The sequence below is a fragment of the Nocardioides zeicaulis genome, assembly GCF_042432345.1.
In the GTDB taxonomy this organism is placed as follows: Bacteria; Actinomycetota; Actinomycetes; order Propionibacteriales; family Nocardioidaceae; genus Nocardioides; species Nocardioides zeicaulis.
The window spans coordinates 2,721,146-2,747,918 of record NZ_JBHLXH010000001.1; the positions used below are offsets into that span (position 1 = coordinate 2,721,146).

At 71.4% G+C, this 26,773-nt stretch carries 27 protein-coding genes and 3 tRNA genes; 27 read left to right on the forward strand and 3 right to left on the reverse strand.

What is annotated here, in order from left to right; all coding sequences use genetic code 11:
* Positions 1–33: 33 nt before the first annotated feature.
* The gene (nemA, locus tag ACFFJG_RS13340; protein WP_378519215.1) at positions 34–1,128 is read right to left on the reverse strand and encodes an N-ethylmaleimide reductase; all 1,095 of its coding nucleotides are present in this window, start codon (positions 1,126–1,128) and stop codon (positions 34–36) included.
* Positions 1,129–1,205: 77 nt separating this feature from the next.
* On the opposite strand from nemA, the gene ACFFJG_RS13345 reads away from it, so the two are divergent.
* The 10 genes from ACFFJG_RS13345 to ACFFJG_RS13390 all read left to right on the forward strand — a co-directional run bounded on the left by ACFFJG_RS13345 (position 1,206) and on the right by ACFFJG_RS13390 (position 9,145).
* Complete coding sequence (locus ACFFJG_RS13345; protein WP_378519216.1) at positions 1,206–3,617, forward strand: FdhF/YdeP family oxidoreductase; 2,412 nt, start codon at positions 1,206–1,208, stop codon at positions 3,615–3,617.
* Between the two features lie 95 nt (positions 3,618–3,712).
* Complete coding sequence (locus ACFFJG_RS13350; protein WP_378519217.1) at positions 3,713–4,627, forward strand: pirin family protein; 915 nt, start codon at positions 3,713–3,715, stop codon at positions 4,625–4,627.
* 5 nt (positions 4,628–4,632) lie between these two features.
* Complete coding sequence (locus ACFFJG_RS13355) at positions 4,633–5,211, forward strand: DNA-3-methyladenine glycosylase I (protein WP_378519498.1); 579 nt, start codon at positions 4,633–4,635, stop codon at positions 5,209–5,211.
* A gap of 22 nt (positions 5,212–5,233) precedes the next feature.
* Entirely contained in the window at positions 5,234–6,649 is a 1,416-nt protein-coding gene (locus ACFFJG_RS13360) for an amidase (RefSeq protein ID WP_378519218.1), read from the forward strand.
* A gap of 59 nt (positions 6,650–6,708) precedes the next feature.
* Positions 6,709–6,781 (forward strand) — tRNA-Thr (locus ACFFJG_RS13365).
* Positions 6,782–6,817: 36 nt separating this feature from the next.
* Positions 6,818–6,894 (forward strand) — tRNA-Met (locus tag ACFFJG_RS13370).
* Between the two features lie 47 nt (positions 6,895–6,941).
* On the forward strand, positions 6,942–7,112 hold the full coding sequence (rpmG, locus tag ACFFJG_RS13375; protein ID WP_236403433.1) for a 50S ribosomal protein L33: 171 nt from the start codon (positions 6,942–6,944) through the stop codon (positions 7,110–7,112).
* A 167-nt stretch (positions 7,113–7,279) separates the two neighbouring features.
* Positions 7,280–7,681 (forward strand): FAS1-like dehydratase domain-containing protein, encoded by a 402-nt coding sequence (locus ACFFJG_RS13380; RefSeq protein WP_378519219.1) that lies wholly within the window; start codon positions 7,280–7,282, stop codon positions 7,679–7,681.
* A complete protein-coding gene (locus ACFFJG_RS13385; RefSeq protein ID WP_378519220.1) occupies positions 7,678–8,079 on the forward strand; it encodes a MaoC/PaaZ C-terminal domain-containing protein in 402 nt (133 codons plus the stop codon). The genes ACFFJG_RS13380 and ACFFJG_RS13385 overlap by 4 nt, the downstream gene beginning before the upstream one ends.
* Positions 8,072–9,145, forward strand: coding sequence for a UDP-N-acetylmuramate dehydrogenase (locus ACFFJG_RS13390; RefSeq protein WP_378519221.1), 1,074 nt, complete (start codon positions 8,072–8,074; stop codon positions 9,143–9,145). Before ACFFJG_RS13385 ends, ACFFJG_RS13390 begins: the two co-directional genes overlap by 8 nt.
* 313 nt (positions 9,146–9,458) lie before the next feature.
* Here the strand turns inward: ACFFJG_RS13390 and ACFFJG_RS13395 are convergent, their stop codons facing one another.
* Positions 9,459–10,496, reverse strand: a complete 1,038-nt coding sequence (locus ACFFJG_RS13395; protein WP_378519222.1) for an adenosine deaminase — start codon at positions 10,494–10,496, stop codon at positions 9,459–9,461.
* 152 nt (positions 10,497–10,648) lie between these two features.
* Here ACFFJG_RS13395 and ACFFJG_RS13400 point away from each other — a divergent pair.
* From ACFFJG_RS13400 to ACFFJG_RS13425, 6 genes are all read left to right on the forward strand, one after another.
* Positions 10,649–10,721: transfer RNA gene (locus ACFFJG_RS13400), tRNA-Trp, on the forward strand.
* Positions 10,722–10,762: 41 nt separating this feature from the next.
* A complete protein-coding gene (secE, locus tag ACFFJG_RS13405) occupies positions 10,763–11,020 on the forward strand; it encodes a preprotein translocase subunit SecE (protein ID WP_378519223.1) in 258 nt (85 codons plus the stop codon).
* 50 nt (positions 11,021–11,070) lie between these two features.
* The gene (gene nusG / locus ACFFJG_RS13410) at positions 11,071–11,955 is read left to right on the forward strand and encodes a transcription termination/antitermination protein NusG (protein ID WP_378519224.1); all 885 of its coding nucleotides are present in this window, start codon (positions 11,071–11,073) and stop codon (positions 11,953–11,955) included.
* A 100-nt stretch (positions 11,956–12,055) separates the two neighbouring features.
* On the forward strand, positions 12,056–12,484 hold the full coding sequence (rplK, locus tag ACFFJG_RS13415; protein ID WP_378519225.1) for a 50S ribosomal protein L11: 429 nt from the start codon (positions 12,056–12,058) through the stop codon (positions 12,482–12,484).
* A gap of 62 nt (positions 12,485–12,546) precedes the next feature.
* Complete coding sequence (rplA, locus tag ACFFJG_RS13420; protein WP_378519226.1) at positions 12,547–13,269, forward strand: 50S ribosomal protein L1; 723 nt, start codon at positions 12,547–12,549, stop codon at positions 13,267–13,269.
* Positions 13,270–13,408: 139 nt separating this feature from the next.
* On the forward strand, positions 13,409–14,278 hold the full coding sequence (locus ACFFJG_RS13425) for an SCO4651 family lipoprotein (protein WP_378519227.1): 870 nt from the start codon (positions 13,409–13,411) through the stop codon (positions 14,276–14,278).
* A 61-nt stretch (positions 14,279–14,339) separates the two neighbouring features.
* Here the strand turns inward: ACFFJG_RS13425 and ACFFJG_RS13430 are convergent, their stop codons facing one another.
* Positions 14,340–15,329, reverse strand: coding sequence for a DnaB-like helicase C-terminal domain-containing protein (locus ACFFJG_RS13430; protein ID WP_378519228.1), 990 nt, complete (start codon positions 15,327–15,329; stop codon positions 14,340–14,342).
* A gap of 299 nt (positions 15,330–15,628) precedes the next feature.
* Between ACFFJG_RS13430 and rplJ the strand changes: the two genes are divergently transcribed.
* The 11 genes from rplJ (at position 15,629) to ACFFJG_RS13485 (ending at position 26,738) form a co-directional block, all read left to right on the forward strand.
* Complete coding sequence (gene rplJ / locus ACFFJG_RS13435; protein ID WP_378519229.1) at positions 15,629–16,288, forward strand: 50S ribosomal protein L10; 660 nt, start codon at positions 15,629–15,631, stop codon at positions 16,286–16,288.
* A gap of 77 nt (positions 16,289–16,365) precedes the next feature.
* Positions 16,366–16,755 (forward strand): 50S ribosomal protein L7/L12, encoded by a 390-nt coding sequence (rplL, locus tag ACFFJG_RS13440; RefSeq protein WP_378519230.1) that lies wholly within the window; start codon positions 16,366–16,368, stop codon positions 16,753–16,755.
* 202 nt (positions 16,756–16,957) lie between these two features.
* Positions 16,958–17,914: an ABC transporter ATP-binding protein gene (locus tag ACFFJG_RS13445; RefSeq protein WP_378519231.1), complete on the forward strand. Its 957-nt coding sequence runs from the start codon at positions 16,958–16,960 to the stop codon at positions 17,912–17,914.
* Between the two features lie 6 nt (positions 17,915–17,920).
* On the forward strand, positions 17,921–18,706 hold the full coding sequence (locus ACFFJG_RS13450; RefSeq protein ID WP_378519232.1) for an MlaE family ABC transporter permease: 786 nt from the start codon (positions 17,921–17,923) through the stop codon (positions 18,704–18,706).
* Positions 18,707–18,711: 5 nt separating this feature from the next.
* On the forward strand, positions 18,712–19,548 hold the full coding sequence (locus ACFFJG_RS13455; RefSeq protein WP_378519233.1) for an MlaE family ABC transporter permease: 837 nt from the start codon (positions 18,712–18,714) through the stop codon (positions 19,546–19,548).
* Positions 19,549–19,555: 7 nt separating this feature from the next.
* Positions 19,556–20,827 (forward strand): MCE family protein, encoded by a 1,272-nt coding sequence (locus ACFFJG_RS13460; protein ID WP_378519234.1) that lies wholly within the window; start codon positions 19,556–19,558, stop codon positions 20,825–20,827.
* Positions 20,824–21,861 carry an MCE family protein gene (locus tag ACFFJG_RS13465; protein WP_378519235.1) on the forward strand — a complete coding sequence of 346 codons (1,038 nt, stop codon included), beginning with the start codon at positions 20,824–20,826 and terminating at the stop codon, positions 21,859–21,861. Before ACFFJG_RS13460 ends, ACFFJG_RS13465 begins: the two co-directional genes overlap by 4 nt.
* A 5-nt stretch (positions 21,862–21,866) precedes the next feature.
* A complete protein-coding gene (locus ACFFJG_RS13470; RefSeq protein ID WP_378519236.1) occupies positions 21,867–22,829 on the forward strand; it encodes an MCE family protein in 963 nt (320 codons plus the stop codon).
* A 2-nt stretch (positions 22,830–22,831) separates the two neighbouring features.
* Positions 22,832–23,977 carry an MCE family protein gene (locus tag ACFFJG_RS13475; RefSeq protein WP_378519237.1) on the forward strand — a complete coding sequence of 382 codons (1,146 nt, stop codon included), beginning with the start codon at positions 22,832–22,834 and terminating at the stop codon, positions 23,975–23,977.
* Entirely contained in the window at positions 23,974–25,428 is a 1,455-nt protein-coding gene (locus tag ACFFJG_RS13480) for an MCE family protein (RefSeq protein WP_378519238.1), read from the forward strand. Before ACFFJG_RS13475 ends, ACFFJG_RS13480 begins: the two co-directional genes overlap by 4 nt.
* Positions 25,425–26,738, forward strand: a complete 1,314-nt coding sequence (locus ACFFJG_RS13485; RefSeq protein WP_378519239.1) for an MCE family protein — start codon at positions 25,425–25,427, stop codon at positions 26,736–26,738. The genes ACFFJG_RS13480 and ACFFJG_RS13485 overlap by 4 nt, the downstream gene beginning before the upstream one ends.
* The last annotated feature ends 35 nt before the right edge of the window (positions 26,739–26,773 follow it).

Sequence of the window (26,773 nt, forward strand, 5' to 3'; positions counted from 1 at the left end):
ACGCGACGCGGTCAGGCGGCGATCAGGCGGCGATCAGGCGGCGCCGTGCTCGGGGTAGTCGGTGTAGCCCTCCGCGTCGCCGCCGTAGAACGACTCCGGCCGCTGCGGGTTGAGGGGGAGGTCCTCGGCCAGGCGGCGGGGCAGGTCGGGGTTGGCGATGAACGTCCGGCCGAACGCCGCGGCGTCGATGAGCCCGGCGTCGAGCAGCCGCTCGGCCTTGGCGCGGTCGTAGCCGCCGGCCCCGACGATCGGGCCCGGGTGCGCGGCGCGGAGCGCCCGGCGGTAGTCGTCGTCGAGCACCGGGCCGCCGGCCCAGTCGGGCTCGGACAGGTGCAGGAAGGCCAGGTCGCGCCGGCCGAGCTCCTCGGCGACGAAGAGGCCGGCCTCGGCGCCCTCGGGGTCCTCGGTGCCGTTGAAGGAGCCGATGGGGGAGATCCGGATCCCGACCCGGTCGGCCGACCAGGCGTCGACGACGCCGTCCACGACCTCGAGCATCAGCCGTGCCCGGTTCGCCAGCGAGCCGCCGTACTCGTCGTCGCGCTGGTTGGTGTCGGCGGCCAGGAACTGGTGGAGCAGGTAGCCGTGGGCGCCGTGGACCTCCACGAGGTCGAAGCCGGCCTCGCGGGCGTTGACCGCCGCGCGGCGGTAGTCCTCGACGACCCGGGGGAGCTCGTCGAGCGCGAGCGCCCGGGGGGTGGGGCACGGCACGCGGGTGGGGCGGCCGTCCTCGCCGCGCACGGTGGTGCGGTTGCGGTACGGCACGGCGCTGGCCGAGACGGTCGGCCGCCCGTCGTGGAGCGACTCGTGGGAGACCCGGCCGGTGTGCCACAGCTGGGCGGCGATCAGCCCGCCGGCCTCGTGCACGGCGTCGGTGATGCGGCGCCACCCGGCGACCTGCTCGGGGCTGTGGATCCCGGGGGTGTCCATGTAGCCCTTGCCCTCGTTGCTGATCTGCGTGCCCTCCGAGACCAGGAGGCCGGCACTGGCGCGCTGCACGTAGTACTCGCGCATCAGGTCGTTGGGCACGTCGCCCGGCGGGGTCGCCCGCATCCGGGTGAGGGGGGCCATGAGGACGCGGTTGGGGAGGGTCACCGCGCCGAGGTCGAGGGGTTCGAACAACGAAGGCATGACTGGCGGCAACGACCGGCCGCGGACCACTATTCCGGGTGGTTGCCCGCATCACACCCTGGGGCACTATGGACAGCGTGACGCTCCGATCCCAGCTGCGAGACGTACCTGCCCGGCTCCGCAACGAGGCGCGACAGGTGCCCACCCACGACATCGACGAGGACGAGGTCGAGGTCGACTCCTCGGCCCACGCCGCAGCCGGCGCGACCGCGGTCGCCGTGGCGATGCGTCGCGCGCTGGGGCAGATGGGCGTACGACGCACGGCGTCCTCGCTCACCCGTCTCAACCAGGTCGACGGCTTCGACTGCCAGGGGTGCGCGTGGCCCGACCCCGCGCCCGGCCACCGCCACGTCGCGGAGTTCTGCGAGAACGGCGCCAAGGCCGTCGCCGAGGAGGCCACCCGCCAGCACCTGGACCGCGAGTTCTTCGCCACCCACTCCGTCGCCGACCTCGCCGAGCGCACGGAGTTCTGGCTCGGCAAGCAGGGCCGCATCACCGAGCCGATGGTGCTGCGCCCCGGCGCCACCCACTACGAGCCGATCTCCTGGGACGACGCGTTCGCCACCATCGCCGGTCACCTCCAGCGGCTCGACAGCCCCGACCAGGCGACCTTCTACACCTCGGGCAAGACCTCCAACGAGGCCGCGTACACCTACCAGCTGTTCGCCCGCAGCCTCGGCACGAACAACCTCCCGGACTGCTCGAACATGTGCCACGAGTCGTCGGGCTCCGCGCTCACCGAGACCATCGGCATCGGCAAGGGCTCGGTCAGCCTCGAGGACATCCACCAGGCCAAGCTGATCCTCGTCGTCGGCCAGAACCCCGGCACCAACCACCCGCGCATGCTCTCCGCGCTGGAGGAGGCCAAGTCGCGGGGCGCGAAGATCATCGCGGTCAACCCGCTGCAGGAGGCGGGCCTGGTCCGCTTCAAGAACCCCCAGAAGGCCAAGGGCCTCACCGTCGGCACGCCCGTCGCCGACCTCCACCTCCCGATCCGCCTCAACGGCGACCTGGCCTTCTTCCAGGCCGTCGGGTCGTTACTGGTCGAGTGGGACGCGCTCGACCACGACTTCCTCGAGCAGTACACGACCGGCCTCGAGGACTACGTCGCCCACGTCGCCGACCTCGACTGGGACAAGGTGGAGGCCTCCACCGGCCTGACCCGCGCCCAGATCACCGAGGCGGCCCGGATGGTCGCCGACTCGCCCGCCACCGTGACCTGCTGGGCGATGGGCATCACCCAGCACCACAACGCAGTCGGCACGATCAAGGAGATCGTCAACGTCGCCCTGCTGCAGGGCAACATCGGCAAGCCGGGCGCCGGGCTGTGCCCGGTCCGTGGCCACTCCAACGTGCAGGGCGACCGCACGATGGGCATCTGGGAGCGGGTCCCCGACCACTTCCTCGACGCGATCCGCGACGAGTTCGGCTTCGAGCCGCCGCGCGAGCACGGGCTCGACACCGTCGGCTCCATCCAGGGCCTGCGCGACGGGAAGATCAGGGTCTTCATGGCGATGGGCGGCAACTTCGTCGGCGCCACCCCCGACACCGAGGCCACCGAGGCCGCGATGCGCAACGCCGCGCTCACCGTTCACGTCTCCACCAAGCTCAACCGCTCCCACGTCGTGCACGGCGGGGAGGCGCTGATCCTTCCTGCGCTCGGGCGCAGCGAGAAGGATCTCACCGGCGGCAAGGTGCAGCGGGTCACGGTCGAGGACTCGATGTCGGCGGTGCACGCCTCCCACGGCCCGCTCGACCCGCCCTCGGAGCACGTGAGGTCGGAGGTCGACATCATCTGCTCGCTGGCGCTGGCCACCCTCGGCGAGGACTCGCCCGTGCCTTGGGCGAGGTTCCGCGAGGACTACAGCGAGATCCGCCGCAGCATCGCCCGCGTGGTCCCCGGCTGCGCTGCCTACGACGAGAAGGTCGACGAGCCGGGCGGCTTCGTCCTGCCGCACCCGCCGCGCGACAACCGCGTCTTCGAGACCGAGAGCGGCAAGGCGGTCATCACCTCGACGCCGCTGGAGGTCCTCGACGTGCCGCGCGGTCGCTTCCTGCTGCAGTCGATGCGCTCGCACGACCAGTTCAACACCACCATCTACGGTCTCGACGACCGCTACCGCGGCGTCAAGGGCGGTCGCCGCGTGGTGTTCGTCAACCCCGACGACCTGCGCGACCTCGAGCTCGCCGAGGGCGACCTCGTCGACCTGGTCAGCGAGTGGAAGGACGGCGTCGAGCGCCAGGCCCGGTCCTTCCGGGTGGTGCCCTACGACCAGCCGCGCGGCTGCGTGGCGGCCTACTACCCCGAGGCCAACCCGCTCGTGCCCCTCGACTCGACGGCCGAGAAGAGCAACCAGCCGGTCTACAAGTCCGTCGTGGTCCGCATCGAGCGGCCCAGCAGCGACGGACCGTCCGACTCCGGCTCCCAGGGGTCGTCCCACCAGGGGTCCGGCTCCCTCCGCCAGGACGAGCCGCACCACCTGAGCTGAGCCCGGCGGGGTGCGACGTGCGTGACCTCCGACCAAAGTCGGAGGTCGCCGCGACGCCCGAGCGCGGATTGCCGGACGCGGGTACGGTGGCGACGATGGCCACGCAGATCGACGTGCTCACCTCGCGCGAGGTGCCGCTGGGGGGTCCCCGCGCCATGCGGGTGCGCCGTACGCTCCCGCAGCGCCACCGATCGCTGATCGGCGCGTGGTGCTTCGTCGACCACTACGGCCCCGACGAGGTCGAGCAGACCGGCGGGATGGTCGTCGCGCCGCACCCGCACACCGGGCTCCAGACGGTGAGCTGGCTCTTCGAGGGCGAGATCGAGCACCGCGACTCCGCCGGCAACCACGCGACCGTGCGCCCCGGCGAGCTCAACCTGATGACCTCCGGCCACGGCATCAGCCACACCGAGGTCTCCACGCCCGGCACCACGGTGCTGCACGGCGCCCAGCTCTGGGTGGCGCTGCCCGACGCGACCCGCGACGCCGACCCCGCGTTCCACCACTACGCGCCCGCACCCGTCCGCGGCCCGGGCTGGGAGGTGCGGGTGTTCCTCGGCGAGGTGCTGGGCTCGCGCTCGCCGGTCCCCACCCACACCCCGCTGCTGGGGGCCGAGCTGATGCTCGCGCCCGGGCGCACGGTCGAGATCGAGGTCGACGAGACCTTCGAGCACGGCGTGCTCCTCGACGTGGGCATGATCGAGGTCGAGGGCACCGAGCTCAAGCCGGGCGACCTGGCCTACGTCCCCGCCGGGGGCACCACCCTCACGGTCACGGCCCACGAGGAGGCGCGCCTGCTCCTCATCGGCGGCCCGCCGTTCGGCGAGGCGATCGTGATGTGGTGGAACTTCATCGGCCGCACCCACGACGAGGTCGCCGGCCACCGCCGTGCGTGGATGGAGCAGGTCGAGGGCGGCATGAGCGACGGCCGCTTCGGCCTCGTCGACATCGACATGAAGCCGATCCCGGCTCCGACCCTGCCCAACGTCCGGCTCAAGGAGCGGCGCTGACCGCGCTGCCCGCCCTCGTCGGCGACGACGGCCTCGCCCGCTGCCCCTGGGCGACCGGCGACCCGGTGAACCGGGTCTACCACGACACCGAGTGGGGGCTGCGCGTCGCGGGGGAGTCGGCCCACCTCGAGCGGCTGACCCTCGAGGCGTTCCAGTCGGGCCTGTCGTGGCGCACCATCCTCGACAAGCGCCCCGCCTTCCGCGCCGCGTTCGCCGGCTTCGACGCCGACGTCGTCGCCCGCTTCGGCCCCGGCGACGTGGCGCGGCTGATGGCCGACGCCGGCATCGTGCGCAACCTGCGCAAGGTCGAGGCGGCGATCACCAACGCCCGTGCCACGGTGGCGCTGCGCGACCAGGACGGCCTCGAGGCCCTCATCTGGTCCTTCCGCCCCGAGCCCGGCCCGGCGCCCCGCACGACCGCCGACGTGCCGACCACCTCGCCGGAGTCCGTGGCGCTGGCGAAGGCGCTCAAGCGGGCGGGCTTCGCGCACGTCGGCCCCACCACGATGTACGCCCTGATGGAGGCCATCGGGCTCGTCGACGACCACCTCGAGGACTGCCACCGACGTGGTTGTGCGGCCTGACCCGGCGTCCTAGCCTCGCGGCATGCGCGTGCACGCCTTCTCCACCGACGACGCCCTCTCCGACCACGACGCCACCGGGCTGGTCGCCGCTCTCCGCTCCGGGCAGGTCTCGGTGCCGGAGGTGGTCGAGGCCGCCATCGCCCGCACCGAGCGCGTCGACGCGCAGCTCGGCGCCGTGGCCCACGCGGCCTACGACCGGGCGCGCGCGGAGGCGCAGCACCCGCGCGGCGGCTGGTTCGCGGGCGTGCCGACGTTCGTCAAGGACAACTGCGACGTGGCGGGCATGCCCACCCAGCACGGCACGGACGCCTTCACCGCCGCGCCGGCCACCGCCGACGGCGACTTCGCGCGGATGTACCTCGCGACCGGGCTGATCCCGCTGGGGAAGACCCAGCTCTCGGAGTTCGGCTTCTCCGGTGCCGCCGACCACGTGCGCCTCGGTCCGGTGCGCTCGCCGTGGAGCACCGACCACTACGCCGGCGCCTCGTCGGCCGGCTCCGCGGCGCTCGTCGCCGCCGGTGCGGTGCCGATCGCGCACGCCAACGACGGCGGCGGCTCCATCCGCATCCCCGCGGCCGTCAACGGTCTCGTGGGGCTCAAGCCCACGCGGGGCCGGCTGGCCCAGGACACGATGATGCGCGACATGCCGGTGCGCATCGTCTCCGACGGCGTGCTGACCCGCAGCGTGCGCGACACCGCCGCGTTCTACCGCGAGGCCGAGAAGGTCTGGCGCAACCCGCTGCTCGCGCCCGTCGGCGACGTCACCCGGCCCAGCAGGGCACGGCTGCGCATCGGCGTGGTCACCAGCGGCATCGGCCGCGCGTGCAGCCCGGAGGTGCGCGAGCTCACGCTGCGCACGGCCGCGCTGCTGGAGGACCTGGGCCACCAGGTCGACGAGATCGACAACCCCGTGCCGGCCAGCTTCCCCGACCACTTCGTGCGGTTCTGGTCGATGCTCGCCCTCGTCATCGTGCGCCGCGGGCGCAAGGATTTCGGTCCGAGCTGGGACGCGGGGAGGCTCGACAACCTCACTCTCGGCCTGGCCCGGCACGCCGCGCGCAACCTCCACAAGCAGCCGTTCTCGATCGCCGTGCTGCGGGCCTCGGCGCGCATCGCGGCGCGTCACCGCGCGTCGTACGACATCACCCTCACGCCCACGCTCGCCACCGAGACGCCCCTGGTCGGACACCTGCGCCCCGACCAGGACTACGACGAGGTGATGGACCGGTTGATGGACTGGGTGGCGTTCACGCCGCTGCAGAACGCGACCGGCGAGCCGGCCGTCTCGCTGCCTCTCGCCACGACCGCCGCGGGCCTCCCGCAGGGGATGATGCTGGGCGCAGGCGCGGGGCGGGAGGCACGCCTCCTCGGCCTGGCCTACGAGCTCGAGGAGGCCGTCGGCTGGCCGCGGATCCAGGGGTCGGGACAGGCCGCCTGAGGACTGGTGCGCACCCGATTTCGCATCCCGCAGGGGCCTGTGTATCGTTCTCCGTCGTTGCCCCTTTAGCTCAGTCGGCAGAGCGTCTCCATGGTAAGGAGAAGGTCTACGGTTCGATTCCGTAAAGGGGCTCTGGGTCGGACCTCCTCCGGGGAGTCTGTCCTCCGCGGCGGGGTAGCTCAGGTGGTTAGAGCACACGGCTCATAATCGTGGTGTCGCGGGTTCGAGTCCCGCCCCCGCTACCACCAAAGACGGCAAGCTCCGCACCACCCGCAACGAAAAGGTTCTTCCCATGGCCAGCAAGTCTTCTGACGTTCGCCCCAAGATCACGCTCGCGTGCACCGAGTGCAAGGAGCGCAACTACATCACCAAGAAGAACCGCCGCAACGACCCCGACCGGATCGAGCTGAAGAAGTTCTGCCCGCGCGAGCGTCGTCACACGATCCACCGCGAGACCCGCTGACGCTGTCCGCCGTCGCACCCGACCCGTCCGAGCACTCGGACGGGTCGCTGTGTTTCCGGCACTGGCCCCTCACGCGGGTCTCGACGCGCGGTCGCGAGCTCGCGGGCTCGCTCGACCTCCCGCCCCACGCCGTGCGCTCGTCCCTCGCGCCCGGCTAGGGTCGTGACATGCCCGTGGACCCCTCCCTGGTCGGGCGCGCGTTCCCCGCGTCCGCGCCCCTGACCGTCACCGCCGAGCGCGTCGCCGACTTCGCCGCCGCGGTCGGCCACCCCGGTGCCGCGGACGGCGCCGTCCCGCCGACGTTCCCGATCGTGCTGGCCTTCGACGCCATGCAGGAGTTCCTGGCGGCCGAGCAGATCGACCTGCACCGCATCGTGCACGGCGAGCAGCGCTTCGCCTACGCCCGGCCGATCGCCGTCGGCGACGAGCTCAGCGCCACCCTCACCGTCACCGGGCTGCGCCAGATCGGCGGCGCCGACATCATCGCGACCGCCTCCGAGATCACCGACGCCTCCGGTGCGGTCGTCTGCACCGGCAAGGCCACCCTCGTCCACGGAGGTGCCGCATGAGCGCCGTGCTCACCGCCGGCGACGCGCTGCCGGAGCGGGTCTTCACCGTCACCCGCGCCGACCTCGCCGCCTACGCGTCCGCGAGCGGCGACCACAACCCGATCCACCAGGACGAGGACGTCGCGCGCAGCGTCGGCCTGCCCGGCGTGATCGCCCACGGCATGTACACCTTGGCGCTGGTCGGGCGTGCGGTGGCGGAGTGGACCGACGGAGCCGAGGTCGTCGAGCTGGGGTCGAAGTTCACCAGCCCGATCGTGGTGCCCGCAGACGGCGGCGCCGAGGTGCGGGTGGCCGGCACGGTCAAGGCCGTCGCCGACGGCCTGGCCACCCTCGCCCTCGAGGTCACCTGCGACGGGCAGAAGGTCCTCGGCATGCCGAAGGCCGTCGTCCGTGCCTGAGGTCCTCCCCGCGCGAGCCCTGCGCGACCACACGACCCTGCGCCTGGGCGGGCCTGGCCGCGAGTGGGTCCGGGCGACCACCGAGGCCGACCTCGTCGCCGCCGTGGCGGAGGCCGACGCCGCCGGGACGCCCGTGCTGGTGCTGGCCGGCGGGTCCAACCTGGTGGTCGCCGACGCCGGCTTCGACGGCCGCGTGGTGCAGGTCGCCACGACCGGGGTCCGCACCGACGGCGGCGACCTCGACGACCTGTCCCCGCGGTGCGGCGGGATCGAGGTGACCGCGGCCGCGGGCGAGGACTGGGACCGCTTCGTCGCCACCGCGGTCGAGCACGGCTGGGCGGGCGTGGAGGCGCTCTCCGGCATCCCCGGCGCGGTCGGGTCCACCCCGATCCAGAACGTCGGCGCCTACGGCCAGGACGTGTCCCAGACGATCTCGCGGGTGCGCACCTGGGACCGTCGCGACCGCACCCAGCGCACCTACACCGCGGCCGAGTGCGGCTTCGGCTACCGCCACAGCAGGTTCAAGGCCGAGCCGGGGCGCCACCTGGTCCTCGACGTCACCTTCCAGCTGCGGGTGGGCGGGCTGTCCGAGCCGGTGGCCTACGCCGAGCTGGCGCGCGCCCTCGGCGTCGAGCAGGGTCAGCGCGCGCCCCTGGCCGACGTCCGGGCCGCCGTGCTGGCCCTCCGCGGGAGCAAGGGCATGGTGCTCGACGCCGCCGACCACGACACGTGGTCGGCCGGGTCGTTCTTCACCAACCCGGTGCTCTCCGCCGAGCAGGCCGCGGCGCTGCCCGACGACGCCCCCCGCTGGGAGCAGCCCGACGGGACGGTCAAGTCCAGCGCGGCCTGGCTGATCGAGCACGCCGGCTTCGGCAGGGGCCACACCAGCGCCGCCGCCGGCGACCGGGTGGCGCTGTCCACCAAGCACACCCTGGCCCTGACCAACCGCGGCGAGGCCACCACCGAGGAGCTGCTGGTGCTGGCCCGCGAGGTCCGCGACGGCGTACGGGAGCGGTTCGGCGTCACGCTCGTCAACGAGCCCGTGACCGTCGGCTGCGCCCTCTGACGCTCATCCGAGGACGCCCTGCAGCCCGAGAGGGGCCGTCGACAGGACCGCGGCGGCAGGGCATCTGAGGACGCCCTGGGGCGCTGGCGCCCCGTCCCGGTCCCACCACGTCCTCAGATGCCGAGAGGTGGTCCCGCTCGCCCCACCCGGGTATCTAGGGACGAAATGGTGGGTCCGGGGCCGCTTTCTCCCACCAGAACGTCCCTAGATGCCGGGCGGGGGCGGCGGGTGGCAGGGCATCTGAGGACGCCTCGGGACGCTCCCGCCCCGTTCCGGTCCCACCCCGTCCTCAGATGCCCCGGGGTGGGGGAGCTCAGGCGAGCCAGGCGGCGATGTCGCGCCGGGCGGCGTCGACGACGTCCTGCGGGGCGCGCGAGGCCGCGAACGACATCTCCGCCAGCCGCGCGAGCGTGGTGTCGTCGAGGTCGTGCGCGGCGCGCATGGTGGCGTACTGGCCAGCCAGCCGCGACCCGAACAGCAGGGGGTCGTCGGCCCCGAGCGCGACCGTGGCCCCGGCGGCCAGCAGCTGGGGCAGCGGCACCGACGTGAGGTCGGAGTAGACGCCCAGCGCGACGTTGGAGACCGGGCACACCTCGAGCGCGACGCCCTGCTGCACGATGCGGTCGAGGAGCGCGGGGTCCTCCGCGCTGCGCACGCCGTGGCCGAGCCGGTGCGCGCCGAGCCGGTCGAGGCAGGTGCGCACGTGCTCGGGCCCCCGCAGCTCGCCCCCGTGCGGGGCGAGCAGCAGACCGGCCCGCTCGGCGATGCGGAAGGCACCCTCGAAGTCGGCGGTGGACCCGCGGCGCTCGTCGTTGGACAGCCCGAAGCCGATCACCCCGCGGTCGGCGTACTGCGCGGCGAGGCGGGCGAGCGTACGGGCGTCGAGCGGGTGCCGGGTGCGGTTGGCGGCGACCACCACGGCCATGCCGAGGCCGGTGCGCGCCGACGCGTCGCGCACGCAGTCGAGCACCAGGTCGGTGAAGGCGGTGATGCCGCCGAAGCGGGCGGCGTACCCGCTCGGGTCGACCTGGATCTCCAGCCAGCGCCCGCCGTCACGCACGTCGTCCTCCGCGGCCTCGAGGACGAGCCGGCGCACGTCGTCGGGGGTCCGCAGGACCGAGCGGGCCACGTCGTAGAGGCGCTGGAAGCGGAACCAGCCCTTCTCGTCGGCCGCGCTCAGCCGCGGCGGCCAGTCCTCCACGAGGGAGTCGGGCAGCACGATGCCGTCGCGCGCCGCCAGCTCCAGCAGCGTCGCGTGGCGCATCGACCCGGTGAAGTGCAGGTGCAGGTGGGCCTTGGGCAGCGCCGTGACGTCGCGGCGACATCCGCCGCCCGCGTCCGCACTCGCCATGCGGGCATCGTAGGGGGAGGGGCCCGGCCGCTCGGCGGCACCGTCGCGTGACGCCTCGGTTCGACTCGGGTGGTCCGGCCCCGTATGCTTCCCCACTGGTGGTCTTCGCCCCATGCTTCGGCGTGCCCGAGGACGTGAGGCCCGACCACCGGAGGGCACTAGCTCAACTGGCAGAGCATCGGTCTCCAAAACCGAAGGTTGGGGGTTCAAGTCCCTCGTGCCCTGCGAGGAAACACTGCACAGCAACCGACGAGAAGGTGGATGACGTGGCCGACGGCAACGCGGTTCAGGACGCGCGGCGCGACTCGCGCGGCGAGGACCGTGGTCGCACCGGCCCGGCCACGTTCCTGCGTCAGGTGGTCGCCGAGCTGCGCAAGGTCGTCTGGCCCACGCAGCAGCAGCTGGTCACCTACTTCTTCGTCGTGCTGGTCTTCGTCACCGTCGTGATGGCGCTGGTCTCGGTGCTCGACCTGGCTTTCGGAAAGCTGGTCTTCGAGCTGTTCACCGGCAGCAACACCCAGTGACGACCGGGGCAGTGGTTCCCCGCCCCCCAGCAACCATTACGGAGTGAGACGTGTCGGAGAGCAATGACGTGGACCAGGTCGAGGACCAGGTCGACACCGTCGACGAGCTGACCGCGGACGACGTCGACGACGCCGCCGCCGAGGTCGCCCTCGACGACGAGGTCACCGAGGACGACGAGGCCACCGACGAGGCGGACCTCGACGCGGACGACGAGGCGGCCGACGACGTCGACGACGCCGCCGCCGAGGACGTCGCGGACGCCGACGGCTCCGAGGACGCCGACGCCGCCGCCGACGAGGAGCCCGCCGAGGCCGAGGACCCGCTCGAGGCGTTCCGCCGCGAGCTGTGGGCCAAGCCCGGCGACTGGTTCGTGGTGCACACCTACTCCGGCATGGAGAAGCGGGTCAAGCACAACCTCGAGAACCGCATCATCTCCCTCAACATGGAGGACTACATCCACGAGATCGTGGTCCCCACCGAGGAGGTCGCGGAGATCAAGAACGGCCAGCGCAAGATGGTCACCCGCACCGTGCTCCCCGGCTACGTCCTGGTCCGCATGGACCTCACCGACGAGTCCTGGTCGGCCGTGCGCCACACGCCGTCGGTCACCGGCTTCGTGGGCCACAGCCACCAGCCCGTGCCGCTGAGCATGAGCGAGGTCGAGGACATGCTGGCCCCGGCCGTCGTGGCCGTCGCCGAGGCCGAGGCCGCTGCCTCGGGCGAGAAGGGCTCCTCCACCACGCCGCGCAAGCCCGTCGAGGTCGCCGACTTCTCGGTCTCCGACTCGGTCATGGTCGTCGACGGCCCGTTCGCCACGCTCCACGCGACGATCACCGAGATCAACGCCGAGTCGCAGCGCGTCAAGGCCCTCGTCGAGATCTTCGGCCGCGAGACCCCGGTCGAGCTGTCCTTCAGCCAGATCCAGCGGGTCTGAGGATTTCACCCGTCCGCCCTCGTGGCGGACACTGCAGGAGCGACAACCCGTGGCAGGGGGCACCGTCCCTCGTCATGACCACATGAGAGAAAGAAGAGCAATGCCTCCCAAGAAGAAGATCGCCGCACTCGTCAAGGTGCAGCTGCAGGCCGGCTCGGCCACCCCGGCCCCGCCTGTCGGTACGGCCCTCGGCCCGCACGGCGTCAACATCATGGACTTCTGCAAGGCCTACAACGCCCAGACCGAGTCCATGCGCGGCAACGTCATCCCCGTCGAGATCACCATCTACGAGGACCGCACGTTCGACTTCATCACCAAGACCCCGCCGGCCGCCGAGCTGATCAAGAAGGCCGCCGGCCTGGCCAAGGGCTCGGGCGTCCCGCACAAGGACAAGGTCGGCAAGCTGACCAAGGACCAGATCCGCGAGATCGCCACGACCAAGCTGCCCGACCTCAACGCCAACGACCTCGACGCAGCCATGAAGATCGTCGAGGGCACCGCCCGTTCGATGGGCGTCACGACCGACTGATCCGTGGGAGAGCCGCGCTGGCTCGCTGACCACATCCTTCGCACCACAGAAACGAGAAGACAATGCAGCGCAGCAAGACCTACCGCGCGGCGGCAGAGGCGTTCGACAAGGACGAGCTCTACGCCCCGCTGGCCGCCATCAAGATCGCCAAGGACGGCTCGAAGAAGAAGTTCGACGAGACCCTCGACGTCGTCATGCGCCTGGGTGTCGACCCGCGCAAGGCCGACCAGATGGTCCGCGGCACCGTGAACCTGCCCCACGGCACCGGCAAGACCGCCCGCGTCCTGGTGTTCGCGAACGCCGACAAGGCCGAGGCTGCCCGTGAGGCCGGCGCCGACCACGTCGGTGGCGACGAGCTGATCGAGAAGGTCGCCGGCGGTTGGCTCGACTTCGACGCCGTCGTCGCGACCCCCGACATGATGGGCAAGGTCGGTCGCCTCGGCCGCGTCCTCGGCCCGCGCTCGCTCATGCCGAACCCGAAGACCGGCACGGTGACCCCCGACGTCGCCAAGGCCGTCACGGACATCAAGGGCGGCAAGATCGAGTTCCGCGTCGACCGCCACGCCAACCTGCACTTCATCATCGGCAAGGCCTCCTTCTCCGAGACCCAGCTCGCCGAGAACTACGCCGCCGCCCTCGAGGAGGTGCTGCGTCTCAAGCCGGCCAGCTCCAAGGGCCGCTACATCAAGAAGGTCACCGTCTCCACGACGATGGGCCCCGGCATCCAGGTCGACCCCAACCGCACCAAGAACGTCGCGTCCGAGGACGAGGCCGTCCAGGCCTGACCCCGCGCGGTCGTCGTACGACCCGGTCACCCCTGAGGGGTGGCCGGGTCGTCCCGCATTTCCGGCTGGTTCGTTTCGGTGTGGAAGCATCGGGTAGGAGGGGCTGGCACGCAGTCCCGTTCGTCCCAGGAGATCTCCCATGCGCCTCACGCCCCTCGCCCGTCGTCTCGGCACCGCCGCCCTGGTGGTGACGCTGGGCTCGGGCTTCGCCGCGTGCAGCAGCGACTCCTCCGACGACTCCTCGAGCTCGGCCACCGACACGTCCGACTCCTCGTCGGACTCCTCCGCCGACACCTCGTCCGACGAGCCCTCCGACGAGCCCTCCGACGACGCCCCGGCCGAGCTCTCGGCCGCCGACTTCTACCCCTCGGTCATGGAGGCGCTGCGCGACGCGGAGTCGTTCACCTTCACCACCACGACCGGCGCCGCGGGCCAGACCCAGGCGATGGAGGGCGAGGCGGAGTTCAGCGACGACGGCATCGAGATGAAGGCCTCCAGCACGGGCGCCCAGGCGATGGAGGTGATCCTCGTCGACAAGGTCATGTACCTGAAGTCGGCCGACCTCGGCACGGGCGAGAAGTGGATGAAGATCGACCTCTCCGACCCGAACTCGCTGTTCGGCATGATCGGCAAGGCCACCGACCCCGAGGCCACCTTCAAGGCCCTGGAGGCCCCCAAGGACCTCGAGCTCATCGGCACCGAGGACGTCGACGGCGTGGCCACCAACCACTACCGCATCACCCTCGACCCGGCGCAGTACCTGAAGGCGATGGAGCTCCCGCCCGCGATGGCCGACATGATGCCCGACGAGCTCGTCACCGAGATGTGGGTCGACGCCGACAACCTGCCCCGCAAGTTCTCGCAGACCACCGAGATGCCGGCGGTCGGCGGCGGCAAGCCCACCACGTCCACCAGCGAGGGCACCTACGCCGACTTCGGCACCGACGTCGACATCGAGGCGCCCCCGGCCGACCAGGTCACCGAGGACATGTTCGGCGGCGCTGCCTGACGCACCGCCACGACGGGTCCGCCCGGGCACGCGCCCGGTCGGGCCCGTCGGCGCGCCGGGGTCAGTCCCGGAACACCCGGTCGTCGATCAGCTGCTCCTTGACCTCGCTGCCGTCGGACTCGTAGCGGCCCTGGTCGAAGCGGGTGCGGAACTGCAGGACGACGCCGTCGCGGCCGAACCGGTTCTTCTCCAGCGTCAGCACCGCCCACTCCTTGAAGCGCTCGGCGTTGTTCAGGTCGTACGTCAGGTGGTGGCGCGCGACGATGTCGAACTTGTTCGCCAGGACCATCACCACGTCCGCCTCGTAGGCCAGGGCGCTCGAGCCGCGGAGGTCGGAGGCGCGCATCCGGGTGCCGGTGCGCAGCGCCGTCTTGTCGGCGGCGGCGATGGCGAGGACGGGCGCGCCGATGTCGATCGCGAGGTCCTTGAGCCCCTCGACGACCTCGGTCGAGCGGGCCTCGTCGTCGGTCTGGCTCGACTTCACCTTCTGCAGGTAGTCCACGACCACGAGCGGGACCTGGCCGGTCGCCTCCTGCACCGAGGCGATGGTCTCCTGGATCGCCGGGATGCCGGTGCGGGTGCCGGTGGAGCGGTGGACGAACAGCAGGTGGGCGTAGCGCTCCATCCGGCTCAGCGCCTCGATGCCCGCCGGCACCGACTCCAGGCGGTGCTCCAGCGAGCTGACCCACAGGTCGTCGAAGATCGAGCGGATGTTGTTCACCCGGACCTGGTCGGACTCGTCGAGCTCGCCGGCCTCCAGCGCCAGCAGCTTCTGGCTGATGTCCTCGGCGTCGTGCTCGTAGGAGAAGTAGAGGACCGGGCGGCCGGTCGCGGCGTTGTTGCGGGCGATCTGCAGCGCGAACGTGGACTTGCCCATGCCCTGCGGGCCGGCGAGCAGCACCAGCGAGCCGGCACGCATGCCGCCCCCGATGGCAGGGTCGAGGCCGTTGAAGCCGGTCTTCCACACGCGTCCGGCCGCGTTGCGGCCGGTGAGCATGCGCTCGTCGCTCCGGACGAGGGAGTCACCGATGGTCGTCAGCTGCGGATCCACGTCCACCATTGGACCAGCACCCCCACCTGCCCGGCAGGCGTTTGCGCGCTTTGGCGGCAGCCCGTGCGGCGGGTGACCGGGGATTTGGCCCCGCACCCGGGGAAGGCGTACTGTCCTGCTCGAAACCAGAGACCGCAGGTTGTCATGGGCTCCTCGCCCGTGACCGAAGGTCCGCAGCAGCGGGCGGCCGGCGCAGGATTCAGAGCAGCGGCGCGAGCCGCACCCACGCCCTGAGCCTGTGCTCAGGGCGTTCGTCGTCTGTGGGCCGGACGCCGGTGGTCAACCCCGGAAGGAGACCCATGGCGCGGCCAGAAAAGACTGCCGCCGTCGCAGAGATCGTTGACTCGTTCAACGGCTCCGCCGGCGCTGTGCTGACCGAGTACCGCGGGCTCACCGTGAAGCAGCTGCAGGACCTGCGGCGCTCCCTCGGCGAGAACGCCAACTACGCCGTGGTCAAGAACACGCTCGCCAAGATCGCCGCCACCGAGGTGGGGATCGAAGGCTTCGACGACCTGCTCAACGGCCCCACCGCCATCGCCTTCATCAATGGAGACGTGGTCGAGGCCGCCAAGGGTCTGCGTGACTTTGCCAAGGCCAACCCCGCCCTCGTCATCAAGGGCGGCGTCCTGGACGGCAAGCCGCTCGACGCTTCCGAGATCGCCAAGCTGGCCGATCTCGAGTCGCGCGAGGTGCTCCTGGGCAAGATGGCGGGCGCGATGCTCGCCAGCCTCTCCCAGGCCGTCTACCTGCTCAACGCGCCGATCGCCCAGGCCGCCCGTCTCGCGGGTGCGCTCCAGGCCAAGGCCGAGCAGGACCCCTCGATCCTCGCAGGTGGTGCCGGCACGCCGGCCGCTGCCGAGGACGCCCCGGTCGAGGAGGCCCCCTCTTCGGAGGAGGCCGCCGAGCCCGAGGCGACCGACGAGGCTGCCGACACGGCCGCCGAGTCCACCGACGCCTGACCGGGCCGACGTACACCACCTGAAACCCGGCGCACCGCACGACCGCGGCCGCGCCACACACGGAAGGAACCGCCACCATGGCGAAGCTCAGCACCGACGAGCTCCTTGACGCCTTCAAGGAGATGACCCTGATCGAGCTCTCCGAGTTCGTCAAGCAGTTCGAGGACACCTTCGGCGTGACCGCCGCCGCCCCCGTCGCCGTGGCCGCCGCCCCGGCCGCCGGTGGCGCTGCCGGTGGCGACGCCGCCGAGGAGAAGACCGACTTCGAGGTCGTCCTCGAGTCGGCCGGCGACAAGAAGATCAACGTCATCAAGGAGGTGCGCGCCCTGACCTCCCTCGGTCTGAAGGAGGCCAAGGACCTCGTCGAGGCCGCCCCCAAGACGATCCTCGAGAACGTCGACAAGGCTGCCGCGGACAAGGCCAAGGAGGCCCTCGAGGCCGCCGGCGCCACCGTCACGGTCAAGTGACCCACCGCTGGTCCTAGGGCCAGCACCCGCTGCGCGAGCAGCACCCGTCGAAGGGCGGTCACCCACAGGGTGGCCGCCCTTCGTCGTGCCCGCCCGCGTGACGACCGTCTCGCCCGGGCGTAACCTCCCGCGGCCCGGCGCGTTGTGCCCCCGGAGAGCGCGGAGGGAGCCGCGCGCTCCGCCACACGGCAGGAGGGTGCACATGGGTGTCGAGATCGAGGTGAACGACCTCACCAAGTCGTTCGGCAAGCAGCTCATCTGGGGCGACGTGACCCTGACGATCCCTGCCGGCGAGATCTGCGTGATGCTCGGCCCCTCCGGCACCGGCAAGTCGGTCTTCCTCAAGACCCTCATCGGCCTGATCAAGCCCGACAGGGGCTCGATCGTGATCGAGGGCACCGACATCGCCAGCTGCTCCGAGCGCGACCTCTACGAGATCCGCAAGCTGTTCGGCGTGCTGTTCCAGGACGGCGCGATGTTCGGCTCGATGAACCTCTACGACAACGTCGCCTTCCCGCTGCGCGAGCACACCCGGAAGTCGGAGTCCGAGGTGCGCGACATCGTGATGGAGAAGATGGACCTCGTCGGCCTGCTGGGCAGCGAGGACAAGCTGCCGGGCGAGATCTCCGGCGGGATGCGCAAGCGCGCGGGCCTGGCGCGGGCGCTGGTGCTCGACCCGGAGATCGTGCTCTTCGACGAGCCCGACTCGGGCCTCGACCCGGTCCGCACGGCGTTCCTCAACCAGCTCATCGTCGACCTCAACGCGCAGATCGACGCGACGTTCCTCATCGTCACCCACGACATCAACACCGCCCGCACCGTCCCTGACAACATCGGCCTGCTCTACCACCGGCACCTGGCGATGTTCGGCCCGCGCGAGGAGCTGCTCAGCTCCGAGGAGCCGGTCGTGCGCCAGTTCCTCAACGCCCAGCGCGTCGGCCCCATCGGGATGTCGGAGGAGAAGGACGCCGACGAGCTCGCCGCCGAGGCCGGGCAGGAGCTGCCGCCGCTGCCCCCGATCCCGCTGCAGCTCGACCCGTCCAACGGCATCCCGCGCCGCAGCCAGCGCCCGGCGGGGGAGTGGTGCCGCGAGCACGGCGTCACGCCGCCGCCCGGCTCGTTCGAGTCCAGCAACGCCGGCCTGGCGCCGGGGGCCTGAGACGTCATGGCCACCTCCCTGTCCTCGCGTGCCCTCGCGCCCGTCGCGGTCGCGGGCAACCTGTTCGCCTTCGCCCTCGACGTGGGTCGCGCGATGTTCCGCCGTCCGTTCCAGCTGCGCGAGTTCATCCAGCAGGCCTGGTTCATCGCGTCGGTCACGATCGTGCCCACCGCGCTGGTCGCGATCCCGTTCGGCGCCGTGATCGCGCTGCAGGTCGGCGGGCTGATCAAGCAGTTCGGCGCGCAGTCCTTCACGGGGTCGGCCTCGGTGCTCGCGGTGATCCAGCAGGCCGCGCCGATCGGCACCGCGCTCCTCATCGCGGGAGCGGGCGGGTCGGCGATCGCGGCCGACCTGGGCGCGCGAAAGATCCGCGAGGAGCTCGACGCGATGATGGTGCTCGGCATCGACCCGATCCAGCGCCTGGTGGTGCCCCGCGTCCTGGCCTGCATGCTCGTCGCGTTCTTCCTCAACGGCATGGTCAGCGTGGTGGGCGTGGTGGGCGGCTACGTGTTCAACGTGGTGCTCCAGGACGGCACGCCCGGCGCGTACCTGGCCAGCTTCACCGCGCTGGCCCAGCTGCCCGACCTGTGGATCGGCCTGCTCAAGGCGCTGGTCTTCGGCGTGATCGCGGCCGTCGTCGCCTCCTACAAGGGCATGCGGGCCGACGGCGGGCCCAAGGGCGTGGGCGACGCGGTCAACGAGTCGGTCGTGATCACGTTCCTGCTGCTGTTCGTGGCCAACTTCGTCCTCAGCATGATCTACCTGCAGGTCGTGCCCCCGAAGGGCGGATGAGCGACATGGCGATCACGACGACCATCAAGGACCTCTGTGCCCGGCCGCTGGCCTCGCTGGACGGCCTCGGCGAGCAGCTGTCGTTCCACCTCAAGGTGCTGCGCGCGGTGCCGCGCTCGGTCACCCGGTACCCGCGCGAGATCATGCGGATCCTGGCCGAGGTGACCCTGGGCTCCGGCGCGCTCGCCGTCATCGGCGGCACGGTGGGCGTGATCATCGGGATGACCTTCTTCACCGGGGCCCAGGTCGGCCTCTCCGGCTACGCCGCCCTCGACCAGCTCGGCACGGCCGCCTTCTCCGGGTTCGTCTCGGCCTACTTCAACACCCGCGAGATCGCGCCGCTGGTGGCCGGGATCGCGCTGGCGGCCACGGTCGGCTGCGGCTTCACCGCGCAGCTCGGCGCGATGCGCATCTCCGAGGAGGTCGACGCCCTCGAGGTGATGGCCATCCCGTCGATGCCCTTCCTCGTCGCCACCCGGGTGGTCGGCGGGCTGATCGCGATCATCCCCCTCTACGTCGTGGGCCTGCTCTCGTCGTACTTCGCCAGCCGCCTCGTGGTGACGCAGATCTACGGCCAGTCCCCGGGCACCTACGACCACTACTTCGACGCCTTCCTGCCGCCCGGCGACGTGCTGTGGTCGTTCGGCAAGGTGCTGGTCTTCGCGGTGACCGTCATCCTCATCCACTGCTACCACGGCTACACCGCCTCCGGCGGGCCCGCCGGCGTCGGCGTCGCGGTCGGTCGCGCCGTGCGCACGAGCATCGTGGCGATCAACGTGCTCGACCTGTTCCTGTCCATGGCCATCTGGGGCGCCGCCACGACCGTGCGGCTGGCGGGGTGAGGCGGCGATGAGGCGCGCCCTGGGGATCGTGTTCCTCGCCCTGATGCTCACCGGCGTCTGGGCGACCTACGGCGTGTTCACGCAGAAGTTCAGCGACTACGACGAGGTCGTCGTCCACGCCTCGCGCATCGGCCTGCAGCTGCCGCGCCGGGCCGACGTGAAGATCAAGGGGGTGATCGTGGGCGAGGTGCTCGACTTCGCGCCCACGGAGGACGGGGCCGACATCACCGTCGGCCTCTTCAAGGACCGCACGGCCGAGGTCCCGAGCGACGTCACCGCCTCGATCCTGCCCAAGACGCTGTTCGGCGAGAAGTACGTCTCCCTCATCGAGCCGCAGGGAGGCTCCTCGGCCCGCCCGATCCGCGCCGGCGACGAGATCGACCGGACGCGGCTCTCGATCGAGGTCGAGAAGGTGCTCGGAGACCTCTACCCGCTCCTGCGGGCCGTCCAGCCGGCCGACCTCAACATGACCCTCAACGCCGTGGCCACCGCCCTCGAGGGCCGCGGCGACCAGCTCGGCGAGAGCATCGAGACGCTCGACGGCTACCTCACCCGGCTCAACCCGCAGCTCCCCGCGCTGGTCGACGACCTCCGGCTGACCGCGCAGGTCTCCGACACCTACGCCGACGTCCTGCCCGAGGTCGCCACGATCCTGCGCAACACGATCACGACCACGGGCACCCTCGAGGGCCGCGAGGACAAGCTGAAGGCACTGTTCAACGACGTGACGAGGCTGTCGACGGTCGCCGAGCGCTTCACCCGCGACAACGGCGACAACCTCGTCCGCCTCGGCGACCTCGCCTCCTCGCAGCTGGAGGTGCTCGCGCGGTACGCGCCCGGCTACCCGTGCCTGCTCGGCGGCATCGTCGGCGCCGGCAAGCTCCAGGCCGAGGCGTTCCGCGGCTTCACCCTCCACATCGTGCTGGAGACCATCCCGAACCAGCCCCGGGCCTACGGTCCCCAGGACGCGCCGGTCTACGGGGACCAGCGCGGCTACTACTGCGGCCGGCTGCCGAACCCGCCGTGGTCGCAGAGCAACCCGGTCACCCATCAGCCGGACTTCGTCGACGGCATCGACGAGCCCACCGGCAAGGGCACCAGCCGGGTCGGCCCGGGTTGGTCCGGCACGGCCGCCGGGTTCGCCGGCGGCCGGCAGGAGTCCGAGCTGCTCAAGGCCCTGCTCGCGCCGGGGCTCGGGGTCAGCACCGACGACGTGCCCGACCTCGGCGTCCTGCTGGTCGGGCCGATGGCGCGCGGCGCGGAGGTGAGCCTGCGATGAGCCCCGTCCTCGACAAGAAGACGTCCGTCGACCTGGTCAAGCTGCTGGTCTTCGTGGTCGTCACCTCGATGGCCACCGCCGTGCTCGTGGTGACGATCGGCAACCTCGGCTTCGGCTCGTCGCGCGAGTACCGGGCCGAGTTCACCGACGCCACCGGCGTGACCAAGGGCGACGACGTCCGCGTCGCCGGCGTCCGCGTCGGCACCGTCGACGACGTCGAGATCGTCGACCGCACCCACGCCCTGGTCACCTTCTCCGTCGACGAGCGCACCGACGTCAACGGCGGCACCAACGCCGCCATCCGCTACCGCAACCTCGTCGGCCAGCGCTACCTCTCCCTCACCCAGGAGGTCGGCGCCACGGACCGGCTGCCCGACGGCGCGACCATCCCGCTCTCGCGCACCCAGCCGGCGCTCGACCTGACCGTGCTGTTCAACGGCTTCAAGCCGCTGTTCCAGGCGCTCTCGCCCGACGACGTCAACCAGCTCTCCTTCGAGCTGGTGCAGGTCTTCCAGGGGGAGGGCGGCACCCTCGAGGGGCTGCTGGCGCACACCGCGTCGCTGACCACGACCCTGGCCGACCGCGACCAGGTGATCGGCGACCTGATCGACAACCTCTCGCTGGTCCTCGACCACGTCGCCGACCGCGACGAGCAGCTGACCCGGTTGATCCGGTCGTTCCGCACCCTCGTCGGCGGGCTCAAGAAGGACCGCTTCGCGATCCTGGACTCGCTCGAGGACGTCTCCGCGCTCTCGGTGGAGACCGCCTCGCTGGTCGACGGCATCCGCCGGCCCTTCGTCCGCAACATCAAGCAGCTGCGGGCGGTCGCGGGCAACATCGACGAGAACAAGGCGGAGCTCGACCGGGCGCTCCAGGTCCTGCCGATCAAGCTGGACAAGATCGGGCGCACGGCCATCTACGGGTCGTTCTTCAACTTCTACCTCTGCGAGTTCCAGGGCCGGGTCAACCTGCCGGCCGGTGTCTCGCTGCCGGTGAAGTACCGGACCGGTTCCGACAGGTGTGACCTGGGATGACCGCCATGAAGCCGTTCCGGGAGCGCAACCCCGTCGTCGTCGGCGCCGTCAGCCTGGTCGTCCTGGTGCTGGTGGTGGTGGCCGCGCTGCGCGCCGACGACCTGCCCGTCATCGGCGGCGGCGACACCTACCACGCGATGTTCGGCGAGGCGGGCGGGCTGCAGGTCGGCGACGAGGTGCGCATCGCCGGCGTCCGCGTCGGCAAAGTCAACGACATCGCGCTCGCCGGCGACGAGGTCGACGTGTCCTTCAAGGTGCAGGACGCCGCCGCGTTCGGCAAGGACACCCGCGCCGCGATCAAGGTCAAGACGATCCTGGGCTCGATGTTCCTCGCCCTCGAGCCGGCCGGCAGCGGGCAGCTCCCCGAGGGCGCCACGATCCCGCAGGAGCGCACGTCCTCGCCGTTCGACGTCGTCGACGCCTTCGAGGGCCTGGCCTCGACGTCGGAGAAGATCGACACCGACCAGCTCGCGGAGTCGCTGACCACGCTCGCCGACCTCACCCGCAACACCCCGGAGGAGTTCCGCGGGGCGCTCGACGGGCTGAGCCGGCTGTCCTCCAACGTCGCCGCCAAGGACGAGCAGCTCAACACGCTGCTCCAGAACCTCCAGCGGGTCTCGACCGTGCTCGACGAGCGCGACGACGACATCGTGGCCCTGATGAAGGACAGCGACGTGCTCTTCCGTGCGCTCGTCGCCCGGCGCGACGCCGTCCACGAGCTGCTCGTCTCGAGCACCCGCCTGTCGAAGGAGCTGACCGCGCTCGTGCGCCAGTCCCGTGCCGACCTCAAGCCCGCCCTGGAGCACCTCGAGAACGTCGTCGCGGTGCTCAACAAGAACGAGGACAACCTCGACAGCAGCCTGCGGCTGATGGCGCCCTTCTACCGCGTCTTCACCAACACGCTGGGCACCGGGCCGTGGTTCGACACGTGGATCTCCAACTTCCCTCCCGTCCCGCAGGTGGGCTGACCATGGACCTCGTCAAGCGCCTCCTCGTCCCCCTCGTCGTCCTCGCCTTCGTGGTCGCCTCCGCCGTGAGCTTCCTCGGCGGCAGCAGCACGAAGACCGTCGTGGCCCACTTCCCGCGTGCGATCTCGGTCTACGAGGGCAGCGACGTCCGCGTCCTCGGCGTCCCCGTCGGCACCGTCACCCGCGTCGAGCCCACCGGCACCGACGTCACCGTGACGATGACCTACGACGACCAGGTGCGGCTGCCCGCCGACGCCAAGGCGGTGATCATCGCCCCGTCGGTCGTGGGCGACCGCTACGTCCAGCTCACGCCGGCGTACTCCGGGACCGGCGACGTCCTCACCGACGGGGCAGAGCTCGACGTCGACCGCACGGCCGAGCCGCTCGAGCTCGACCAGATCTACGACAGCCTCGACCGGCTCAACGTCGCCCTCGGGCCGCGCGGGGCCAACCGGGACGGCGCCCTGTCGGACCTGCTCTCGGTCACCGCCGACAACTTCGGAGGCCAGGGGGCGAGGTTCCGCCAGACCGTGCACGACGTCTCCCGGCTGACCTCCACCCTCGCGGGCAACAAGGAGGAGCTGTTCGGGTCGGTCAGGGCGCTGGAGGGGTTCATGAAGACCCTGGCCGACAACGACCAGACGGTGCGGCAGTTCAACCAGTCGCTGGCCGACGTGTCGACGATGCTCTCGGGCGAGCGCCAGGAGCTCGTCGCTGCGACCCGCAACCTCTCGGTCGCGCTGGGCGCGGTGAAGGGCTTCGTGGAGGAGAACCGCGACTCCCTCACGCGCAACATCAGCGGGCTCAACCGGGTCTCGAAGGTGCTGGTGCGCCAGCGCGACGCGCTCGACGAGATCCTGCACACCGCTCCCGCCGCGCTCAACAACCTCGCGCTGACCTACAACCCGCAGGCCGGCACGCTGGACCAGCGCAGCAACTTCGGCGAGTCGATCAACCAGCTCAACGCCGACCCCGCCGCGTTCCTGTGCGGGTTCGTCGGCCAGGTGGAGCGGTCCGGGCAGGTCTGCGACACGATCACCCAGCTGCTCGACCGCAGGCGCCCCGGCGCGCTGTCGGGGCAGGCGAAGCTGCCGGCCCGCGACGTCTTCGACCCGACCCTCGGCGGCCTCGTGGAGGTGCAGCGATGAAGCGACTGGCCATGCTCGTGACCGGCGTCGTGCTGGCGGTGGTCACCTCCGCGTGCGACGCGAGCGTCTACGACCTGCCGCTGCCGGGTGGTCCCGACGTGGGCGAGGACCCCCTCACCGTGCAGGTCGAGTTCGCCGACGTCCTCGACCTGGTGCCGCAGTCGACGGTGAAGGTCGACGACGTGAGCGTCGGTCGGGTCAGCGCCATCGACCTGCAGGGCTACCAGGCGCTGGTGACGCTGCAGCTGCGTCGCGACGTGGACCTCCCCGACAACGCCGTCGCCGAGCTGCGGCAGACCAGCCTGCTCGGCGAGAAGTTCGTCGAGCTCAGCGCCCCCGAGGAAGGGGCGAGCCCGAACCTCCTCGCCGACGGCGACACCATCCCGATCGAGCGCGCCGGGCGCAACCCCGAGGTCGAGGAGGTGCTCGGTGCCCTCAGCCTGCTGCTCAACGGCGGCGGCGTGGCCCAGCTCAGGACCATCACCCAGGAGCTCAACGACGCGCTCGGCGGGCGCGAGGACTCCGCACGCTCGGTGCTGCGCCAGCTGCGCGCGTTCACCGGCCAGCTCGACGAGAACAAGGCCGACATCGTCGACGCCATCGAGAAGCTCAACCGGCTCGCCGTCGCGGCGGAGAAGCAGCTGCCCACGATCGACGAGGCGCTCGAGGAGCTGCCCAGCGCGCTCGACTCCATCGACCGCCAGCGCGACGACCTCGTCGAGATGCTGAAGGCCCTCGACCAGCTGTCGTCGGTCGCCGTCGACGTGATCAAGGAGTCCAAGGACGCGACCATCACCTCGCTCCAGCGGCTCGACCCGGTGCTCACCCAGCTGGCCGCGTCCGGTGACGACTTCACCAACGCCTTCAGCGTCTTCCTGACCTACCCGTTCGTCGACGAGGTGGTCGGCCGTGACCCGCAGGTCGCCCGCAACCTGCACATGGGCGACTACACCAACCTGTCCATCACCCTCGACGTCGACCTGACCGCGATCCCCACCACGATCCCGACCACGCTGCCGACCGAGGCCTGCATCCCGTTGAGCCAGCTGCCGCAGGACGGCCCGCTGCCCGACACCAGCAAGCTGTGCAAGGACGCGCTCGACGCGATCAACGCGTGCCTCGACGGGCTGCGGCGCGGTGACGCCACCGCGTGCCTCGGCCTGCCGGGATCGGTGATCTCGGTCGTCTGCCAGCAGTACCCGGTGCCCGGGCTGTGCAGCACCGGCGGCACCCCGACCGCGCTCCCGACCCTGCCGACCGAGCTGCCGTCCACCCTCCCGACCCTGCCGCCGCTGCCGACCATCTCGATCCCCGGCCTGCCGCGCCCGGGGGCGGGCGACTCCTCGCCACCGGGGTCCGGCCGGGGTCGCGGCCCGACCGTCGCCCAGCTCAGCGAGGCCTACGACCCCGCTCTCGTCAGCCTGCTCGTCGCGGGACTGGTGACGCGATGATCACCCGCCGGACCAAGGTGCAGCTGCTCGTCTTCGCGCTCATCACCGTGCTGGGCGTGAGCTTCGTCGGCGCCCGCTACGCCCGCCTCGACCGCCTGGTCGTCGACCAGAGCTACACGGTCGTGGCCCACTTCGCCGACTCCGGTGGCGCCTTCGCAGGCGCGGAGGTGTCCTACCGGGGCGTGCGGGTCGGCCAGGTCGACCGCCTCGAGCTCACCGACGACGGCGTCGACCTGGTGCTCGACGTCGACGACGAGTTCGACCAGATCCCCGCGGACGCGGAGGCGCTGGTCGGCAACCGGTCGGCGGTGGGGGAGCAGTACGTCGAGCTCCAGCCGCAGAGCGACCGCGGCCCGTACCTCGTCGACGGCTCGGAGATCGCCCGTGACCGCACCACCACGCCGATCCAGACCGACACCCTGCTCACCCACCTCGACGAGACGGTGCGCAGCGTCGACCAGGACGACCTCCGGACCGTCACCACCGAGCTCGGGCGCGCGCTCGGCGGGTCGGGGCAGGACCTCCAGACGATCATCGACAGCAGCGGCTCGTTCCTCACGACCGCGGACGAGAACTTCGGTGTGACGGTCGACCTGATCCGCGACAGCAACACCGTGCTGCAGGGCCAGGCCGACTCCGAGGGGGCCTTCCGGCGCTTCGCCCGGGACCTGTCGACCTTCACCACCACCGTCGCGGGCCACGACCGGGACCTGCGCCGGCTGATCGACGACGGATCGGCCGGCGCCAACGAGGTGCGCACGTTCCTCGAGCAGAACGAGGTCGACCTCGGCGAGCTGATCAACAACCTCGTCACCACCGGTGAGGTCGTCGTCAAGCACCTCGACGGCGTCGAGCAGCTGCTGGTCATCTACCCCTACGTCGTCGAGGGCGGCTTCACCGTCGTGTCCAAGTCGCCCGGATCGGGGCTCTACGACGCCCACTTCGGCCTGGTGCTCCAGCCGGACCCGCCGGTGTGCCTCCAGGGCTACGAGAGCACCGACCGACGCTCGCCGCTCGACGGCAGCAACGCCCCGATGAACGAGCAGGCCGGGTGCACCGAGCCGGCCTCGGAGGGCAACGCCCGCGGCTCCCAGAACATCCGGGCCCCGCGCCCGGCCACCGGGTGGGGCCCGGCCGACCTCGCCTACGACCCCGACACCGGTCGGCTCACCAGCGACCCGGCCGCCATCCGGGCGCTCACCGGCGAGCGAGCGCCGGCCCCGCGCACGCTCGGCGCCGACTCGTGGAAGTGGCTCTACCTCGAGCCGCTCCTCGGCGACGGCGTGACCTCTCCTGCCGCTCGTCGTTGAACCCGTCGGGTCCGTGGAGGAGGGCCCACAGGTTC

Coding starts and splice junctions, on each gene's coding strand:
- nemA (WP_378519215.1), bottom strand. CDS start 1,128: ATGCCTTCGTTGTTCGAACCCCTCGACCTCGGCGCGGTGACCCTCCCC.
- ACFFJG_RS13350 (WP_378519217.1), top strand. CDS start 3,713: ATGGCCACGCAGATCGACGTGCTCACCTCGCGCGAGGTGCCGCTGGGG.
- ACFFJG_RS13360 (WP_378519218.1), top strand. CDS start 5,234: ATGCGCGTGCACGCCTTCTCCACCGACGACGCCCTCTCCGACCACGAC.
- rpmG (WP_236403433.1), top strand. CDS start 6,942: ATGGCCAGCAAGTCTTCTGACGTTCGCCCCAAGATCACGCTCGCGTGC.
- ACFFJG_RS13380 (WP_378519219.1), top strand. CDS start 7,280: ATGCCCGTGGACCCCTCCCTGGTCGGGCGCGCGTTCCCCGCGTCCGCG.
- ACFFJG_RS13385 (WP_378519220.1), top strand. CDS start 7,678: ATGAGCGCCGTGCTCACCGCCGGCGACGCGCTGCCGGAGCGGGTCTTC.
- ACFFJG_RS13395 (WP_378519222.1), bottom strand. CDS start 10,496: ATGGCGAGTGCGGACGCGGGCGGCGGATGTCGCCGCGACGTCACGGCG.
- rplK (WP_378519225.1), top strand. CDS start 12,056: ATGCCTCCCAAGAAGAAGATCGCCGCACTCGTCAAGGTGCAGCTGCAG.
- rplA (WP_378519226.1), top strand. CDS start 12,547: ATGCAGCGCAGCAAGACCTACCGCGCGGCGGCAGAGGCGTTCGACAAG.
- ACFFJG_RS13425 (WP_378519227.1), top strand. CDS start 13,409: ATGCGCCTCACGCCCCTCGCCCGTCGTCTCGGCACCGCCGCCCTGGTG.
- rplJ (WP_378519229.1), top strand. CDS start 15,629: ATGGCGCGGCCAGAAAAGACTGCCGCCGTCGCAGAGATCGTTGACTCG.
- rplL (WP_378519230.1), top strand. CDS start 16,366: ATGGCGAAGCTCAGCACCGACGAGCTCCTTGACGCCTTCAAGGAGATG.
- ACFFJG_RS13445 (WP_378519231.1), top strand. CDS start 16,958: ATGGGTGTCGAGATCGAGGTGAACGACCTCACCAAGTCGTTCGGCAAG.
- ACFFJG_RS13450 (WP_378519232.1), top strand. CDS start 17,921: ATGGCCACCTCCCTGTCCTCGCGTGCCCTCGCGCCCGTCGCGGTCGCG.
- ACFFJG_RS13455 (WP_378519233.1), top strand. CDS start 18,712: ATGGCGATCACGACGACCATCAAGGACCTCTGTGCCCGGCCGCTGGCC.
- ACFFJG_RS13460 (WP_378519234.1), top strand. CDS start 19,556: ATGAGGCGCGCCCTGGGGATCGTGTTCCTCGCCCTGATGCTCACCGGC.
- ACFFJG_RS13465 (WP_378519235.1), top strand. CDS start 20,824: ATGAGCCCCGTCCTCGACAAGAAGACGTCCGTCGACCTGGTCAAGCTG.
- ACFFJG_RS13470 (WP_378519236.1), top strand. CDS start 21,867: ATGAAGCCGTTCCGGGAGCGCAACCCCGTCGTCGTCGGCGCCGTCAGC.
- ACFFJG_RS13475 (WP_378519237.1), top strand. CDS start 22,832: ATGGACCTCGTCAAGCGCCTCCTCGTCCCCCTCGTCGTCCTCGCCTTC.
- ACFFJG_RS13480 (WP_378519238.1), top strand. CDS start 23,974: ATGAAGCGACTGGCCATGCTCGTGACCGGCGTCGTGCTGGCGGTGGTC.
- ACFFJG_RS13485 (WP_378519239.1), top strand. CDS start 25,425: ATGATCACCCGCCGGACCAAGGTGCAGCTGCTCGTCTTCGCGCTCATC.